The 15,572-nt window shown below is 71.4% G+C and carries 16 protein-coding genes; 3 read left to right on the forward strand and 13 right to left on the reverse strand.

Features of this window, described 5'->3' with window-relative positions:
* Positions 1-77 precede the first annotated feature (77 nt).
* Both ACGFK0_RS17495 and ACGFK0_RS17500 read left to right on the forward strand, forming a co-directional pair.
* Positions 78-1,187 carry a ferredoxin reductase gene (locus ACGFK0_RS17495; protein WP_392905908.1) on the forward strand — a complete coding sequence of 370 codons (1,110 nt, stop codon included), beginning with the start codon at positions 78-80 and terminating at the stop codon, positions 1,185-1,187.
* A 13-nt stretch (positions 1,188-1,200) separates the two neighbouring features.
* Positions 1,201-2,289: a fatty acid desaturase family protein gene (locus ACGFK0_RS17500; RefSeq protein ID WP_392905909.1), complete on the forward strand. Its 1,089-nt coding sequence runs from the start codon at positions 1,201-1,203 to the stop codon at positions 2,287-2,289.
* 16 nt (positions 2,290-2,305) lie between these two features.
* Here the strand turns inward: ACGFK0_RS17500 and ACGFK0_RS17505 are convergent, their stop codons facing one another.
* The 10 genes from ACGFK0_RS17505 to ACGFK0_RS17550 all read right to left on the reverse strand — a co-directional run bounded on the left by ACGFK0_RS17505 (position 2,306) and on the right by ACGFK0_RS17550 (position 11,826).
* The gene (locus tag ACGFK0_RS17505) at positions 2,306-3,127 is read right to left on the reverse strand and encodes a GNAT family N-acetyltransferase (RefSeq protein WP_392905910.1); all 822 of its coding nucleotides are present in this window, start codon (positions 3,125-3,127) and stop codon (positions 2,306-2,308) included.
* 73 nt (positions 3,128-3,200) lie between these two features.
* The gene (locus ACGFK0_RS17510) at positions 3,201-4,208 is read right to left on the reverse strand and encodes a 3-oxoacyl-ACP synthase (protein WP_392905911.1); all 1,008 of its coding nucleotides are present in this window, start codon (positions 4,206-4,208) and stop codon (positions 3,201-3,203) included.
* Positions 4,205-5,281, reverse strand: coding sequence for a branched-chain amino acid ABC transporter permease (locus tag ACGFK0_RS17515; RefSeq protein WP_392905913.1), 1,077 nt, complete (start codon positions 5,279-5,281; stop codon positions 4,205-4,207). Before ACGFK0_RS17515 ends, ACGFK0_RS17510 begins: the two co-directional genes overlap by 4 nt.
* The gene (locus tag ACGFK0_RS17520; RefSeq protein ID WP_392905914.1) at positions 5,278-6,144 is read right to left on the reverse strand and encodes a branched-chain amino acid ABC transporter permease; all 867 of its coding nucleotides are present in this window, start codon (positions 6,142-6,144) and stop codon (positions 5,278-5,280) included. Before ACGFK0_RS17520 ends, ACGFK0_RS17515 begins: the two co-directional genes overlap by 4 nt.
* Positions 6,144-6,839, reverse strand: a complete 696-nt coding sequence (locus tag ACGFK0_RS17525; RefSeq protein ID WP_392905915.1) for an ABC transporter ATP-binding protein — start codon at positions 6,837-6,839, stop codon at positions 6,144-6,146. Before ACGFK0_RS17525 ends, ACGFK0_RS17520 begins: the two co-directional genes overlap by 1 nt.
* On the reverse strand, positions 6,839-7,588 hold the full coding sequence (locus ACGFK0_RS17530; RefSeq protein WP_358449407.1) for an ABC transporter ATP-binding protein: 750 nt from the start codon (positions 7,586-7,588) through the stop codon (positions 6,839-6,841). Before ACGFK0_RS17530 ends, ACGFK0_RS17525 begins: the two co-directional genes overlap by 1 nt.
* Complete coding sequence (locus ACGFK0_RS17535) at positions 7,585-8,757, reverse strand: substrate-binding domain-containing protein (protein WP_392905916.1); 1,173 nt, start codon at positions 8,755-8,757, stop codon at positions 7,585-7,587. The genes ACGFK0_RS17530 and ACGFK0_RS17535 overlap by 4 nt, the downstream gene beginning before the upstream one ends.
* A gap of 26 nt (positions 8,758-8,783) precedes the next feature.
* A complete protein-coding gene (locus ACGFK0_RS17540; protein WP_392905917.1) occupies positions 8,784-9,161 on the reverse strand; it encodes a hypothetical protein in 378 nt (125 codons plus the stop codon).
* Entirely contained in the window at positions 9,158-10,975 is a 1,818-nt protein-coding gene (locus ACGFK0_RS17545) for an AMP-binding protein (RefSeq protein WP_392905918.1), read from the reverse strand. Before ACGFK0_RS17545 ends, ACGFK0_RS17540 begins: the two co-directional genes overlap by 4 nt.
* Entirely contained in the window at positions 10,972-11,826 is an 855-nt protein-coding gene (locus ACGFK0_RS17550) for an enoyl-CoA hydratase/isomerase family protein (protein ID WP_392905920.1), read from the reverse strand. The genes ACGFK0_RS17545 and ACGFK0_RS17550 overlap by 4 nt, the downstream gene beginning before the upstream one ends.
* A 112-nt stretch (positions 11,827-11,938) precedes the next feature.
* Between ACGFK0_RS17550 and ACGFK0_RS17555 the strand changes: the two genes are divergently transcribed.
* Positions 11,939-12,562: a TetR/AcrR family transcriptional regulator gene (locus ACGFK0_RS17555; RefSeq protein ID WP_392905921.1), complete on the forward strand. Its 624-nt coding sequence runs from the start codon at positions 11,939-11,941 to the stop codon at positions 12,560-12,562.
* Positions 12,563-12,641: 79 nt separating this feature from the next.
* Here ACGFK0_RS17555 and ACGFK0_RS17560 read toward each other — a convergent pair whose 3' ends face one another.
* The 3 genes from ACGFK0_RS17560 to ACGFK0_RS17570 all read right to left on the reverse strand — a co-directional run bounded on the left by ACGFK0_RS17560 (position 12,642) and on the right by ACGFK0_RS17570 (position 15,570).
* On the reverse strand, positions 12,642-13,475 hold the full coding sequence (locus tag ACGFK0_RS17560; protein WP_392905923.1) for a stage 0 sporulation family protein: 834 nt from the start codon (positions 13,473-13,475) through the stop codon (positions 12,642-12,644).
* 66 nt (positions 13,476-13,541) lie between these two features.
* On the reverse strand, positions 13,542-14,546 hold the full coding sequence (locus tag ACGFK0_RS17565) for a hypothetical protein (RefSeq protein ID WP_392905924.1): 1,005 nt from the start codon (positions 14,544-14,546) through the stop codon (positions 13,542-13,544).
* A gap of 136 nt (positions 14,547-14,682) precedes the next feature.
* A complete protein-coding gene (locus tag ACGFK0_RS17570; protein WP_392905925.1) occupies positions 14,683-15,570 on the reverse strand; it encodes a fructosamine kinase family protein in 888 nt (295 codons plus the stop codon).
* Between the last annotated feature and the right edge of the window lie 2 nt (positions 15,571-15,572).

Below are 15,572 nucleotides of genomic sequence, written 5' to 3' on the forward strand. Positions count from 1 at the left end.
ACCCGAAGTCTTGAAACAGCTCCCTACGCATCCGTAGCTTACGGAACCGTAAGTTAGCGCGTCTTCAGGGAGGCAACATGACCACCGCACCGCGCGCCGGGGAGACGACGCGGACCACCGCGCCGCAGGCCCGCCCCGCACCGGGCCGGGCACGCAAAGCGGCACGGATCGCCGGGGGTGTCCGGTACCTCACCACACCGCTGCTGCCGGAGGACTACCTCGGTCTGCTGAACCCGCTGTGGTCCACGGCCGAGCTCCGGGGCCGGGTCGAGGCCGTCCGGCATGAGGCTCCGGCCGCGGCGACCCTGGTGATCAAGCCGGGGCGGGCGTGGCAGGGGCATCGGCCGGGCCAGTGGGTCAAGGTCGGCGTGGACATCGGCGGTGTCCGGCACTGGCGGACGTTCTCCCTGTCGTCCCCGCCGCGACCGGACGGGCGCATCACCGTGACCGTCAAGGCCGCACCGGACGGGTTCGTGTCCGCGCATCTCGTCAACGAGATCCGGCCCGGCGCGATCGTGCGGCTGGCGCAGGCGGAGGGTGACTTCGTGCTGCCGTCGCCCGTTCCCGGCAAGCTGCTGTTCGTGACGGCGGGCAGCGGGATCACGCCGGTCATGGCCATGCTGCGGCACCTGGGCGGCGTGTCCGACGTCGTGCTCGTCCATTCGGACCGGACGGCGGGGGACGTCATCTTCGGCGCCGAACTCCGCGCGATGTCGGGTCTGCGCCTGCATGAACGCCACACGGCGTCGGACGGCAGGTTCGGGCCGTCGGAGCTGTCCGAGGTCTGTCCCGACTGGGCGGAGCGCGAGGCGTGGGCGTGCGGTCCCGGAGCGATGCTGGACGATCTCGGGGAGCACTGGCGCGCCTCCGGGGCCGGGGAGCGGCTGCGCGTCGAGCGTTTCCGGACCGTGCTGCAGGGGCCCGCGGGCGAAGGCGGGCACGTGACGTTCACCAGAAGCGGTGTCGAGGCCGACGCGGACGGGGCCACGCCGCTTCTGGTGGCCGGGGAGGACGCGGGGGCGCTGCTGCCGAGCGGCTGCCGGATGGGCATCTGCTACAGCTGCGTCGGCCGCCTGTGCTCCGGCAAGGTCCGTGACCTGCGCACCGGCGAGGTGCACGGCGAGGAGGGCGAGATCGTCCAGACCTGTGTCTCGGCCGCCGCCGGCCCCGTGGAAATCGAACTCTGAGGGGAGCACGACGATGACGATCACGATGACGACCGAGGGCCTGACGGCCGACGACCACGAGGCCATCGCCCGCGAGCTGGATGCGCTCCGCGACGAGATCACCGCCGGGCTCGGCGAACACGACGCGTCCTACATCCACCGGGTGATCCGCTGGCAGCGCGGCCTGGAGATCGGTGGCCGGGCACTGCTGATGGCGTCGTCGCTGCCGCCCGCCTGGGTCGCCGGGACAGCGACGCTCGCCGTCGCGAAGATCCTGGAGAACATGGAGATCGGGCACAACGTCATGCACGGCCAGTGGGACTGGATGCGCGACCCGAAGATCCACTCGACGACGTGGGAGTGGGACAACGTGTCCCCGGCCGAGCAGTGGAAACACTCGCACAACTTTATCCACCACACGTTCACCAACGTGATCGGCAAGGACAACGACGTCGGGTACGGCATCCTGCGCGTCGCGCCCGAGCAGCCTTGGAGCCCCGCCCAGATCGGGCAGCCGCTCTACAACCTGCTGCTCGCGATGTTCTTCGAGTACGGCGTCGCGGTGCACGACCTTGAGATCGACAAGATCCGGGCGGGCGAGCACGACGAGGAGGTGACCAAGGAGAAGCTGCGCGCGATCGGACGCAAGATCCGCCGCCAGTGGGGCAAGGACTACCTGGCGTTCCCGCTGCTCACCGGCCCGCAGTTCTTCTCCACGCTGACCGCGAACTTCACCGCGAACGTCGTCCGCAACATCTGGGCCCACATGATCATCTTCTGCGGGCACTTCCCCGGGGACGTCGAGGTGTTCGAGGAGGAGCTCCTGGACGGTGAGACGAGGGGCGAGTGGTACGTCCGGCAGCTCCGCGGTTCGGCCAACATCTCCGGCGGGGGCCTGTTCCACCTGATGACCGGCAACCTCAGCCACCAGATCGAACACCATCTCTTCCCGGACCTGCCGAGCAACCGCTACGCCGAGATCGCCCCGCGCATCCGGGCGCTGTGCGAGAAGTACGACCTGCCGTACCACACTGGTTCACTGTCCAGGCAGGTCACCGGCACCTGGAAGAAGATCTTCCGGTACGCGCTGCCCGGCGGGACGCCCGGTTCGAAGACCGCCTGAGCGGCCCGGACACCGGTCAGCCGAGGGCCTGGGCCACGGGGAGGAAGAGGCGCGACGGGTCGTTCGCGACGGGGTCGCCGTATTCCATGATCGTCGTGGTGAACGCGGGCCGGAGGCCGTGCTCCTCCGCCCAGGCGATCAGCTCGGGATGCCGGTGGTCGACGTCGAGCCGTACCGGTCCTTCTGGGACGACCTCCTCCACGAGCGTGAGCGCGGTCTCCGCGTCCTGCGCCATGACGGGGCCGACGATGACCCTGGCGTCGTTCCTCCATGCACCGCCGTAACCCAGGATGCCGGTCTCGCCTCGGACGACCCGTAGCGTCTCGCAGAACGAAGGCAGGCCGTCGACCAACTGCGAGCGGTCGGCACCGAACACCTCGGTATCGAGTGCGTGAACGGCGGCCATGTCGGCTGCCTCTACCGGCACGGTCACTCCACGCCCGGACGGGCCATCCGACACGCCCGTGTACGTGGTGCACAGGCCCACAGAACGGAAACCCAGGCGCTCATACAAGGGACGTCCGTACTCCGTGGCGGTGAGGCAGATGCTTGCCGTCCGGCAGTTGTCCATAGCGTGCCGCATCAGCCGCGCACCCAGGCCACGCCGTTCGAAACGCTTGGCGACCAGCACCATGCTGATGGCCGCGACGTCCTTCCCGTAGGACGTGCACACGACCGTCCCGGCGAGTTCACCGTCCCCGTCCTCGACGCCGTAGACGTCGCCGACCGAGAACAGGAACCGCCACTTGTGATCCTCCCGGCCCCACTCGCGGTCCTCGGCGAGCCGCTGGCAGGCGCCGAGGTCGTTGATGCCGAGCAACCGCACGTCCCCGTCCATGGGACGCGACGCTAGATCGCCCCCTGCCGCCCCACAAGCGGATTTCGCGCGGCGCAAGCGGACGCCCTCGGGGTCAGCCCGTCCAGCGGACGGTGGTGGCGGCCCAGGTGTAGCCGGTGCCGGCGGCCAGGAGGAGGGCGATGTCGCCGGGCTTGAGGCGGCCCGCGCGGGATGCCCGGTCCAGGGACAGGAGCGAGTCGACGCCGCTCATGTGGCCGGTGTCGTCCAGGTAGGGGGCGTGGTCCAGAGGGACGCCCAGAACCGAGAGCAGGCCCTCGTGCATGGAGCGCTTCATGTGCAGGACGCAGAGCTGGGCGATGTCGTGCAGCGCATACCCGGAGCGTTTGAGGGCACCCTCGGCGACCTGGAGGAAGTTGGGAAGGGAGACCCTGTCCAGGCCCTCCTTCATCGCCGCGGGGTCGGCGACGTCGAGCATGTGGCGGCCGGCGCGGACCGTCGCGTGGCTGGCGGGTTCGGCGCTGCCGCCGGCGGGGACGCGGACCTGCCCGGCGAACGAGCCGTCGGTGATCATCTCGGTCTCCAGGATGTCGGCGACGCCGCCGTCCCGGGTGAGCAGCACGGCGGCGGCGCCGTCGCCGAAGCCGAACGCGAAGCGGGAGCGTTCGTTGGCGTAGTCGAGCAGGGACGACTCGCGGGACGCGGCGACCGCCAGCACCTTCGCGAGGCGCGGCTCGGCGAGCATGAGGGCGCGGCAGACGCGCAGCGCGACCGGGGTACCGCAGGAGACGTAGTCCAGTTCCAGGGCGAACGCGCGGTTCGTCCCGAGGAGGTGGGCGATGCGGGGTGCGGCGTGCCAGACGGGATGGTCCTTCCAGGTGGAGCCGAAGTAGACGACCGCGTCGACGTCGGCGGGGTCGGTGCCGGTCTCCTCCAGGACGCGGGCGCCCACCGTGGCGGCCATGTCGCTGACATGCTCGCCGGGCGCCGCGATGTGCTTGCCGCGCAGCCCGAACCGTCCGGTGATCACCTCTTCCGGGATGGCGCTCGCGGCGGCGATCTCGGCCGCGGACATCCAGCGTTCGGGCAGGTAGCTCGCGGTGCCCGCGATGCCGATCGTCACGCTGCGCCCTTCTTACGGGTCAGGCGGGCCGGGACGGTGAGGGACGCCAGGCCGCCGGGGAGGAACAGGACCAGCACCACGAAGATGGTGCCGAGGACGAACATCGGTTCGCTCAGCGGCCCGCCGAGGCCCGTGGACAGTTCGCCGAGCCGGTGGTCGAGGTAGGTGTAGGCGAGGCCGCCGATGAGCGCGCCGTGCGGCCGTCCCGTGCCGCCCAGCACCACCATCACCAGCAGGCCGAGGGTGAAGGTGGCGTCGGTGACCTCGGCGTGGGCGCCACCGGAGATCAGCGCGTAGGCCATCCCGGCGAGGGTGGCGAAGAACGAGGCCAGCACGCACGCCATCAGCTTGTAGGTGTAGGGGCGCAGGCCCAGGACCGCCACCCGGTTCTCGTTGTCGCGGATCGCCTGCCAGACCTTCCCCGGACGGGACGCGAGCGCCCAGCGGAGGGCGGCGGCGGTCACGACGAGCAGGCCGAGGGCCATCCAGTACCGGTTGGGGGCGTTGACGACGCCGACGAGCGAGTCGGGGAGTGGGTCGTAGGCGAGGGCGAGACCCAGTTCGCCGCCGGTGACGTCCAGCGGGTCGCGTACGACGAAGATGGCGCCCGCCTGCGCGAACGCGAGTGTGGCCATCGCGAACGCGATTCCACCGACGCGCAGGCAGATCGCCGACAGGACGAGCGGCAGGACCAGGCCCGCGACGACCGTCCAGGCGAGGACGCCGGCGAGGCCCAGTTCGGTCTCGGCCAGCACGATCGCGGTGGTGTACATGCCGAGCGCGACGTACAGGCCGTGCCCGAAGGACAGCAGCCCGGTGTAGCCGAACAGCAGGTCGTAGGTGATCGCGACGGTGGCCATCACGAACATCAGCGAGAGCAGGTGCAGCACGCCGGGCGAGTTGAAGCCGCCGTCGAACAGGAAGGGGATCTCGATCCTGAGCCTCGGCAGGGAGGCCGCCAGCACGAGCACGGCGACGATGACCAGGGGCCGCCTGCCGCGGACGGGCCCGGGACCGGCCGTCGCCTGCGGGCGGACCCTGGTCATGAGTTCCTTCATACCTGTGTCGTTCATGCGGCGGCCCTCCCGAGCAGGCCCTGCGGGCGGATGAGGAGCACGCCGGCCAGCAGCAGCACCACGATCAGGTCGCCGGCGCCGACGAGGCCGTAGAAGTTGGCGTACTGCTGGAGCAGGCCCACCAGCACGGCGGCCAGCGCGCAGCCGCGGAACGAGCCGAGCCCGCCGATGATCACGACGATGAACGCGAAGATCAGCAGCTCGGTGCCCTGGCCCGGCGACACCACGTTGTTGATCGCGCCGGTGAACGCGCCCGCGAGCGCGGCGAGCGCGCCGCCGAACGCGAACACGAGGGTGAACGAGCGGCGGACGTCGATGCCGAGCGCGGTCACCATCGCGCGGTTCTCCACCCCGGCCCGGATCACCAGGCCGTAGCGGGTGCGGGCGAGGAACGCCGACATGCCGGCGTAGACGCCGACCGCGACGGCGATGATGAGGAACCGGTTGTTGGGGACGGGCGCGCCGAACACCTCGGTGACCTGGTTCATCCAGTGCGGCGTCGTCAGCTTGCGGGCGTCGGAGCCGAAGGCGGAGCGGACCAGTGCGGTGACGGCCAGCAGGATGCCGACGGTGAGCAGGACCTGCGGGACGTGCGAGCCGTACAGCCTGCGAAGCAGGGTGATCTCCATGACGGCGGCGAGCAGCGCGCAGAACACCATCGACACCAGCACACCGAGGGTGAAGCTTCCGGTGGCGTCCACGACGACCCAGGCCGCGTAGCCGCCGAGGGTGAGGAACGCGCCGTGCGCGAAGTTCAGCACGTCCATCAGGCCGAAGATCAGCGACAGCCCGGAGGCGACCAGGAAGTACAGCGCGGCCAGGCCGAGGCCGGTGATGGTCAGGAGCACGAACGTGGACATCAGTGGGCCACCCCCACACCCAGGTAGGCGCGCGTACGGTCGGGATCGCCCAGCAGTTCGGCCGCTTCCCCGGACCACACGACCCGGCCCTGGTCGAGGACGACGGCGTCGCGGGCGAGCCGCCGCACCAGCGTGAGGTTCTGCTCGACGAGCAGGATCGTGACCAGCTCGGCGGCCTTGGTGAGGGCCTCGGCCAGTTCGGTGACCAGGTGCGGGGCCAGCCCCTGGCTGGGCTCGTCGACCAGCAGCAGCCGGTTGTCGTTGAGCAGCGCGCGGGCCAGCGCGAGCATCTGCTGCTCGCCGCCCGACATCGTCCCGGCGCGCTGGGCGAGGCGTTCGCGCAGCCGCGGGAAGAGCTCGTACACCAGGTCGTAGTGGTGCGCGGAGCCGGATCGTGCGGCGAGGCGGAGGTTCTCGGCGACGGTGAGGCCGGCGAACACCTCGCGGTCCTCGGGGACGTAGCCGACGCCGCGCTGGACGACCTCGTGGGTCGGCAGCGCGACCGTCTCCACGCCTTCCAGCGACACCGAGCCCCGGCGCGGGACGAGGCCGAGGAGCCCGCGCATCGTGGTGGTCTTGCCGACGCCGTTGCGGCCCAGCAGCGCGGTGACGCCGCCTTCGCGGACGCCGAACGAGACGCCCTGCAGGACATGCGACTCGCCCAGGTGCACATCGAGGTCCTTCACCTGCAGCATCACAGCTCCTCCCCCAGGTAGGCGGACTGGACGAGGGGGTCGGCCATCACGGCGCCCGGCTCGTCGCAGGCCAGCAGGGTGCCGTGGTGCATCACGGCCATCCGGTCGGCGAGCCCGACGACGACGTCCATCCGGTGCTCGACCAGCACGATCGTGGTGCCGAGGGTGTCGCGGACCGAGCCGATGACGGCGGTCAGCTCGGGGACGTCCTCGGCGCTCATCCCGGCGGTCGGCTCGTCCAGCAGCAGCACCAGCGGCTTGCCGACGATGGCCAGCGCGACCTCCAGCTTGCGCTTGCCGCCGTGGGACAGGGACGCGGCGAGGTCACCGGCCCGGTCGGCGATGCCGACCAGCTCCAGCGCCTCGCGCGCCTCGTCCACCGCGGCGTCGGCGGCGGTGACGCGGCGCCACAGGGCGAGGCTGCCGCCGCGGTGCGCCTGGGCGGCGAGCCGCACGTTCTCCAGCACGGTCAGGGTGGGGAACAGGCTGGTGATCTGGAAGCTGCGGGCCAGGCCGAGCCGGGCCCGCCGGAAGACCGGGACGCCCGTGACGTCCCGGCCGTCCAGCTCGACCCGTCCCGCGGTGGGTTTGCGCAGGCCGGTGAGGAGGTTGAACAGGGTCGTCTTGCCGGCGCCGTTGGGCCCCAGGACGGCCATGATCTCCTTTGGCCTGACCTCCAGCGAGACGTCCCGCAGGATCTGGACGCCGCCGATCGCGACGCCCAGCCCATGAGTCCGCAGGACGCTCACTTGCCCTCCGAGACGGGCGGGGCCACCTTCTCCTGCGGCAGGACGCCGTTCAGCTTGGGCGTGGTGCCCTCCAGCCCCGCGAGGAACATCGGCTGGAGCAGTGCGTGGTCTTCGGGACGGACGGTCATCTCGCCCTTGGGCCCGGTGAACGACCAGCCCTCCAGACCCTTGATCATCTTCGCCGTGTCGCCGCCCTGCTCGACCGCGCGGACGACCATCTGCGCGGCGGTGAAGCCGTCGGTGTGGAAGATGTCGGGCGTGGTGCCGAGTTCCTTCGCCATCGCCTTGGCGGGCTCGTTGCCGGAGGCCTCGGCGAAGTAGTGCGCCAGGAAGTTGATCTTTCCGGCGGCGGGGCCGAAGGTGTCGAACGTGGCGCGGTCGGCCAGCCCGGTGACGACCTTGGTGGAGTCGAAGACCTTCTGCTGCGCGAGGGTGCGCCACATGTTGGCGGCGGTGTCACCGGCCCAGGCGACGAACAGCAGGTCCGGCTCGGCGTCGATGACCTGCCGGGCGAACGGGGTGAAGTCGGTGGTCTTCAGCGGCACCAGGACCGGCTTGACGGTCGCGCCGCCGGCCTTGCCGAGCACGGCCTCGACGGCGGCGACGTTGGCCTTGCCGAACGCGTAGTCCTGGGCGAAGACCATGACCGTCTTGCCCTTGACCGTGCCGAGGAAGGACTCGGCGGCCTTCACGTCCTGCCAGGTCTGCCGGCCGGACCGGAAGGTGTGGTCGTTGGCGCCGGTGATGGTGTCGGCGGCGGCCGCGCCGCTGATGAACAGGACCTTGTTCTGGTCGGCGAGCGGGGCGAGCTGGGTCGCGACACCGGACGACACCGACCCGGTGAGGATCTTGTATCCCTTGCCGATCAGGTCGGTGGCGGTGGCGGTCGCCTTCGCCGGGTCGCTCGCGTCGTCATGGTAGGTGACCTCGATCTTGGTGCCGCCGGCCTCGCCGGTGCCCTTCGTCGCGTAGCTCAGCCCGGCCTTGAAGCCCTCGGTGAACTGCTTGCCGTAGGCGGCGACCAGCCCGCTGGTGGAGGTCACCACCCCGACCTTGACCGCGCCGCCGGACTCGGCGGACGTACCGGAGGTGCCGCTCGCGCAGCCGGCCAGGGTTCCGGTCAACATCATCGCCGCCACGGCGGCAAGCGCTGTTCCACGCCTTCTCATGGGGGTGGGCTCCTTCGTGCCGGGATTCATTTCGGGGGGAATTGGCGGGCCATCACGAGCGCCTCGCCTTCGCACAGGACACGGCCGCCGGCGGTGGCGACGGTGCGGAGGTCGACCAGCGCCTTCTCAGGGCGGACGGCGCTGATCGTCACGGTGGCGCGGATCCGCTCGCCGGGCCTCGCCGGGGACGCGAAACGCAGATCCTGCTTGAGGTACATGGTTCCGTTGCCCGGCAGGTCGGTGCCGAGCAGCGTGGAGAACAGGCCCGCGATCAGCGGTTCGGGGACGGTGCCGGTCTCGGGCGTCCCGCCGGTCAGCTCGGTGTATCCGGCCAGGTCGGCCTCGGTGAAGACGCGGCTGATCTCGGCCCGGCGGCCGATGGCGGTGTCCCACCAGGTCGTCACGTCAGCTCTCCCTGGAACTTGCAGACGGTGGTGCCGTCGGTCCTGGTCACGCCGAGGGTGATCGCCCCGTCCAGCGCGGTGGCGGAGACGGTGACGCGCTCACCGGCCCGGGTGGGTGCGGGGAAGACGAGTGAGGTGGTGGCGAACGCGGCCTCCGGGTGGTGGCGCCGGATCGCCGTGCGGATCAGGGAGTACAGGTACATGCCGTGCGCGACCGTGCCGCCGAACGCGGTCGTCGCGGCGTAGACCGGGTCCACGTGGATCGGGTTGTCGTCGCCGCTCAGCTCGGCGAAGCGGGTGAAGTCGTCCTGGGTGACGGTGAACTCCTCGCGCCACGCCACCGGGCGCAGGCGGCTCTTGACGATCTTCCCGGTGGCGTTGCGCGGGAGTGCGGCCACGAACTCGACGTGCTTGGGGACCTTGTATCCGGCGAGGCGCTCACGGCAGTACGCGCGGATCTCGTCGGCGTCCGGGGCCGTTGCTCCGGCCGCGGCCACGTCACCGCCCGGGACGACGATGACGGCCTTGCCCACCTCGCCCCAGCGTTCGTCGGGGACGCCCACGACGGCTGCCTCGGAGACGGCCGGGTGCCCGTACAGGACCGCCTCGACCTCGGCCGGGTAGACGTTCTCGCCGCCGGAGATGTACATGTCCTTGACCCGGTCGACGATCGTGTAGTCGCCGTCGGCGTCGCGGCGGGCGACGTCGCCCGACCGCAGCCAGCCGTCCTCGGTGAAGGACCGGCGGGTCAGCTCCGGCTGGTTCCAGTAGCCGGGGGTGACGCCCGGGCCGCGAATCAGCAGCTCCCCCTCGTCCGCGCCGGCTCCGCGGTCCCCGCCGTCGAGAGCGACCTCGACGAACGCCTGCGGGCGGCCGACCGTCCCCGCCTTGCTGAGCGCGTTGCGTTCGTCGACCAGGAACACGGTCGGGCCCGTCTCCGTCATGCCCATGCCCTGCCGGACCGTGATGCCGCGTTCGGCGAGGGCGGTGAGCAGCGGCACCGGCATCGCGGCGCCGCCGCAGGCCCACGAGCGGACCCCGGACAGGTCGGTGCGTCCGAAGTCCTCGTGCTGATGAAGGAGCTGGTACATGGTGGGGACGCCGAAGAACGCCGTCACCCGTGTGGAGAGGGTCCGCAGCACCTGCCCGGGGTCGAACTCGTGCTGGATCATCGCGGTACCGCCGGCCAGCAGGGTGGGCAGGGTGTGGAGGTTGATGCCGCCGGTGTGGAAGAACGGCAGCGCGTTGAGCGTCGTGTCGGCGCCGGTGAGGCCGATCGCGGTGCCGATGTTGAGGTGGTTGACGACCGCCATCCCGAAGGTCTGGATCACGCCCTTGGGCCGTCCGGTGGTCCCGGACGTGTAGAGCAGGTACCAGGGGTCGGTCTCGTCGCGGAAGCCCTCGGGCCCTACCTCGCCGGGCGCGTCGGCGAAGGTGTCGATCGCGACCGCCCTGGGGTCGAGCTCCCGCGCGGCGGGCGCGTGCACATCGTCGCCGACGACGAGGGACGGCGAGCAGTCGGCGGCGATCCGGGCCAGTTCGGGAACCGGGAGCCGCCAGTTCAGCGGGACGAGCAGCGCACCGATCCGGCCGCACGCCAGCAGCAGCTCGATGATCTCGACCCGGTTGCCCGACAGCACCGCGACCCGGTCCCCGGCGCGCACACCGAGGTCGTCGCGCAACCGCCAGGCCGTCCGGGACACCCTGCCGGCCGCCTCGCCGTAGGAGAACTCGCGGGCGCTCAACGTGTCGACGAGGGCGATCGCGTCGGGGTCGAGACCGGCGCGGGCCGCGATCAGGTCGGGCACTCTCATGGTCGTTTCCGGTCCTCACTGGAGTCGCCTCCGCTGAGGAAGGCGATCATGCCTTCGCGGGCTTCGGGTGTGGTGACCTGGCGGACGAAGGCGCGGCGTTCGGCTTCCAGGCGGGCCGCCACCGTGTCCAGGTCGGGGGTGAGGAGGCGCTTGGCAACGGCGACGGCGCGGCGCCCGGTCAGTTCGGCGGCGGTGTCGCGGGCGGCCCGGCGGACGTCGTCGTGGAGGCCGTGGGCCAGGCCCCAGGCGACGGCGGTGGGGGCGTCGATCGTCTCGTTGAGGAGCTGGACGGCGGTGGCGCGGGCGCGTCCGATGCGTTCGGGAAGCAGGGCGGTCCAGCCGCCGTCCGGGCCGAAGCCGACCACCGTGTACCAGGGTGCGAAGGACGCCTCAGGGCCGGCCAGCACGATGTCGGCGGCCAGGACCAGGCCGAGGGAGCCGCCGGTCACGGGGCCGTGCACGGCCGCGACCGTGGGGACCTCCAGGCGCAGGAGCGCGAGGACGGCCCGGTTGAGGAGGCCGACGATCTCGTCGGCGTACTCGGCGAGGGCCTTGTCGCCCGCCTCATCGCCCGCGTTGTCGCCCGCCTCGTCGGAGCGAGGCGTTCCGAGGGGTGCGCGGGGACGCCCCTCCACGGGCAGCCCGGCGCGTTCGGCGAAGGCGCGGACGTCGCCGCCGGTGGAGAATGAGCGGCCCTCGGCCGCCAGCACCACCGCGCGCGTCTCGTCCGGGAGGCCCTCGACCGCCGTGAGGAGATCGGTCAGCAGCCGCGGGACGAGGCTGTTGTGGCGCCGCGGGCGGTCCAGGGTGAGGGTCGCCACGCCGGCGGCCGACTCCGTTCTGACCAGCATCGACCTGCCTTTCCGTGGCGAACATGAGACCTGAGTCACCTGGAAGGTACGCAGCCCCGGGTCAGCCCGTCAAGGGTGGAATGAGAGGTGATTCACCTGTTATCTTGACGTCATGAGCGCCGTCGAGACACCCACCAGCGCCCGGGGCACGCCGCTGTCCAGCCGGGGCGAGCGCACCCGCCGCAAGTTGCTCGACGCCGCCGAGCGGGTCTTCGCCGAGCTGGGCTACTACGACGCCTCGATCGTCAAGCTCACCGAGGCCGCCCAGGTCTCGCAGGGCACCTTCTACATCTACTTCGAGAGCAAGCAGGAGATCTTCGACGAGCTGGTCGGCGACCTGAACCGCCGGGTCCGGCACGCGATGCACGAGGCGTCCGCGCAGGGCACCACCCGGGCTGAGAGCGAACGGCTCGGCTTCGCGGCGTTCTTCCGGTTCACCGCCGAACATCCGGCCCTGTACCGGATCATCAGGCAGGCCGAGTTCGTCTCCCCCGCCGCGCTGCACGACCACTACGCCAAGATCGCCGAGGGCTACATCGCGGGGCTGCGCGAGGCCATGGACGCAGGCGACGTGGTCGAGGCCGATCCGGAGGTGCTCGCCTGGGCGCTGATGGGGGTCGGCGAGCTGATCGGGATGCGCTGGATCCTGTGGAACGGGCCGGAACCGCGCGAGGTCCCGCCCGAGGTGTTCGAGCAGATGTACGGGTTCATCACCCGGGGTCTGCTGCCTCGCTAGCTCCGCTCATTCCCCGCTCCTTCTCGGCGGGGCATCGCCGCCGCGTGCGGCGTTCGCCGCGTGCGGCGGCCGCGGCGGTTCAGCCGTCGTCGTCCGGGCCGTCGTTGTACAGGGCGTCGTGCTGGCGGCGGGGAGAGCAGACCGATGCGGACGGGCAGGAGCACCGGCCGCCGCCGTTGAGGCGGACGGTGACCTTGTCCGAGGGGACGTTGCGTCCCACGACCTGGCCGGGGCCGTTCGGGGTGTCCACGCGGGAGCCCAGGGCCGGCATCCTCTCGTGCGCCTTGACGTAGAGCGGGTGCTCGTACTTGAGGCAGCACATCAGGCGGCCGCAGGCGCCGGCGATGCGGAGCGGGTTGACGGGGAGGTCCTGGTCCTTCGCCATGCGGACGGAGACGGGCTCGAAGTCCTTGAGGAACGTGGCGCAGCACAGGTCGCGGCCGCACGGGCCGATGCCGCCCTGGAGGCGGGCCTCGTCGCGGGGCCCGACCTGGCGCAGTTCGACGCGCGCCTTGATGCCGCGGGCGAGGTCGCGGACGAGGGCACGGAAGTCGACCCGGTGCGGAGCCGTGAAGTAGATCTTGAAGACGTTGTCGGTGTCGAGGTAGTCGACGCCGATGACCTTCATCGGGAGTTCGTGCTTGCGGATGAGGCGCTTGGCGATCGAGCGGCCCTCGGCGCGGCGGCGGCGGTTGGCCTCGTCGCGGGCGAGGTGCTCGTCGGTGGCGGGGCCGGCGCATTCGGGAAGTCCGCCGATGTCGTCGGACACCCACTGGGGCGCCCACACGCACTCGGCGACTTCGGGCTCGGTGTCGGTGGGGACGAGGACCTTGTCGCCGACCTGCGGCGTGTGCGGACCTGGGTCGAGATAGTAGAGGCGGCCGTACCGGGTGAAGCTGACTGCCATCACCATGCCCACGGTTTCGCTCCGTTCGCCCGGTTTTGTACGGTCCACTCTAGGCCGTCCGGGTGGGGTGGCTCACCAGGCGGCGTCGGCGAGATCCTCTCCGGGGACGGTGGGACCGTCCTTCGCGTAGAGGTCGCCGGCGGTCGCCAGGAGTCCCTTGCCCGTGTGGGCGGCGTCGAGGCCGGTCAGTTCGCCCTTCACCTTCTGCCGCCACAGGACCTTGGTGGGCTTGCCCGCCAGGGTGTACGCCTGGAGGGACAGCTGGGAGTCCTTCACGACTCCGGCGACGATCGTCCTGCCGGTGAGGATCGCGGTGGTACTGCCCTTGGGAAGGGCCAGGACGGCCTTGCTCAGCTTCAGGTCGCCTGCGGCGCCGCCGGTGTCGAGCGTCCGGACCTGGTGACCGGTCTCCCTGACGTCGCCGCCCCCCGAGCGGACGGGGCTCCACACGAACCCGAGCGTGGCGCCGGACCACGAGAGGCTGCCGACACGGCCCGGCGACTTCGTCGTCCACACCTTGTGGGCCCCGGAGGCGGCGGAGACGACGTCCACGCGGCCGCGGTCGCCCTTGTAGGTGACGTAGGCGATCTGGTCGCCGTCCGGGCTCACGGCGAGCTCCGACCACGTGGTGGACACGCCCGGGACGGTGGCCTTCGGCAGGTCTTGAAGGTCCTTGGGACGTCCGTCGTCCTCCAGGAGGAGACGCTGGAACGTCACCTTGCGGTCGGCGTACGACGCGGCGATGTACGAGCCGTCCTTGACCGCCGCGACGCGGTGGAAGCGGCCGCCCTGCGGCGCGGCGACGGGAAGGCCGACGTCGGCGCCGGTCTCGATGTCGCGGACGATGAGCGCGCTGCCGGACGTGGTGACGCCCACGACGAACCGGGGCTCGGTCTTCTTCGCCTCCGCGGCGGCCTGGGCCTCGTGCGGCTTCTCGTCGGCGCGCTGCTGGCGGTGCACGACGTCCACGCCCCCGCCGATGAACAGCGCGGCGGCCGCGGCGACGCCGATGGGGACGAGGCCCCTCCAGGAGCCGAGACGTGTCCCGCGGGGTGGGTCATCGCGCCTGTCGTCCATGGGGTCGCCCTACACCTGCCTTCTGTTGTCCATGACCCGTGACCAGTCGTTTCTACCTCATCCACACCGCACAGACATCCCTGAATGCGAAGTTTCCGGCATCCGGCGGAGCCGCACGCGGCGAGCCGGGTCCGCGTCAGCCGAGCGCCGTCCGAGCGGCCTCCACCAGGGAAGCACGATACGACCCACCGAAGAGTGCCACATGGACGAGAAGCGGATGCAACTGGTGCAGGGCGACCCGCGTGCGCCACCCGTCCGCCAGCGGCGCGGCCTCGTCGTACGCGGCGAGGACACGTTCCAGAAGCGGCGTCCCGAACAGCGCCATCATCGCCAGGTCGGTCTCGCGGTGGCCGCCGTGCGCCGCCGGGTCGATGAGCATCGCCCGGCCGCCGGTCCACAGGACGTTGCCCGACCACAGGTCGCCGTGGATGCGGCTCGGCGGCTCCGGCGGGCCGGCGAGCGCCTCGGCGTCCGCCATCACCCGCTCGATCAGCCGGACGTCGCCGGACGACAGGTGGCGGGCGCCGAGGCGCAGGAACGGTTCGAGGCGGCGCTCGGCGTACCAGCGGGGCCAGTCCCGCTCGTCCGGCGTGTTGTCGAGCGGGAGGTCGGCGATGAAGCCGTCCCAGGACGCCCCGTAGGACGGCGGGCGGCCGCCGGTGTGCAGGGCGGCCAGCTCGCGTCCGAGACGTTCGGCGGCGGACGGGGTCGGCGACGCGGACGGCAGCCACGGCAGGACGAGCATGTCGTCGCCGGCCGCCACCACCTCGGGGACGGGCGTTCCGGGACCCGCCTCGGCCAGCCACCGCAGCCCCGCCGCCTCCGCCGCGAACACGCCCGCCTCGGCGGCGCTCACCCGGGGATCCGGGGCGCCGTCTCCCTGGGACGATCCGGCCGCCGCCTTCACGAACACCTCGCGGCCGTCGGCCAGAGACGCCCGGTGCAGCGTCCACGCATGGCTGGAACCGAGGTCGCTCACGCCGTCGACCCGCGTTCCGAGCAGCCGCTCAAGCCTGCCCCGCACGC

Origin of the sequence: Spirillospora sp. NPDC048823 (genome assembly GCF_043198445.1) — a bacterium.
Lineage (GTDB): Bacteria > Actinomycetota > Actinomycetes > Streptosporangiales > Streptosporangiaceae > Spirillospora.

What these genes read in the sequence shown, in the direction of transcription:
- ACGFK0_RS17535 (WP_392905916.1), bottom strand. Translation starts at nt 8,757, where the DNA reads ATGAGAAGGCGTGGAACAGCGCTTGCCGCCGTGGCGGCGATGATGTTG.
- ACGFK0_RS17495 (WP_392905908.1), top strand. Translation starts at nt 78, where the DNA reads ATGACCACCGCACCGCGCGCCGGGGAGACGACGCGGACCACCGCGCCG.
- ACGFK0_RS17565 (WP_392905924.1), bottom strand. Translation starts at nt 14,546, where the DNA reads ATGGACGACAGGCGCGATGACCCACCCCGCGGGACACGTCTCGGCTCC.
- ACGFK0_RS17520 (WP_392905914.1), bottom strand. Translation starts at nt 6,144, where the DNA reads ATGTCCACGTTCGTGCTCCTGACCATCACCGGCCTCGGCCTGGCCGCG.
- ACGFK0_RS17505 (WP_392905910.1), bottom strand. Translation starts at nt 3,127, where the DNA reads ATGGACGGGGACGTGCGGTTGCTCGGCATCAACGACCTCGGCGCCTGC.
- ACGFK0_RS17500 (WP_392905909.1), top strand. Translation starts at nt 1,201, where the DNA reads ATGACGATCACGATGACGACCGAGGGCCTGACGGCCGACGACCACGAG.
- ACGFK0_RS17525 (WP_392905915.1), bottom strand. Translation starts at nt 6,839, where the DNA reads ATGCTGCAGGTGAAGGACCTCGATGTGCACCTGGGCGAGTCGCATGTC.
- ACGFK0_RS17550 (WP_392905920.1), bottom strand. Translation starts at nt 11,826, where the DNA reads ATGCTGGTCAGAACGGAGTCGGCCGCCGGCGTGGCGACCCTCACCCTG.
- ACGFK0_RS17555 (WP_392905921.1), top strand. Translation starts at nt 11,939, where the DNA reads ATGAGCGCCGTCGAGACACCCACCAGCGCCCGGGGCACGCCGCTGTCC.
- ACGFK0_RS17545 (WP_392905918.1), bottom strand. Translation starts at nt 10,975, where the DNA reads ATGAGAGTGCCCGACCTGATCGCGGCCCGCGCCGGTCTCGACCCCGAC.
- ACGFK0_RS17560 (WP_392905923.1), bottom strand. Translation starts at nt 13,475, where the DNA reads ATGGTGATGGCAGTCAGCTTCACCCGGTACGGCCGCCTCTACTATCTC.
- ACGFK0_RS17515 (WP_392905913.1), bottom strand. Translation starts at nt 5,281, where the DNA reads ATGAACGACACAGGTATGAAGGAACTCATGACCAGGGTCCGCCCGCAG.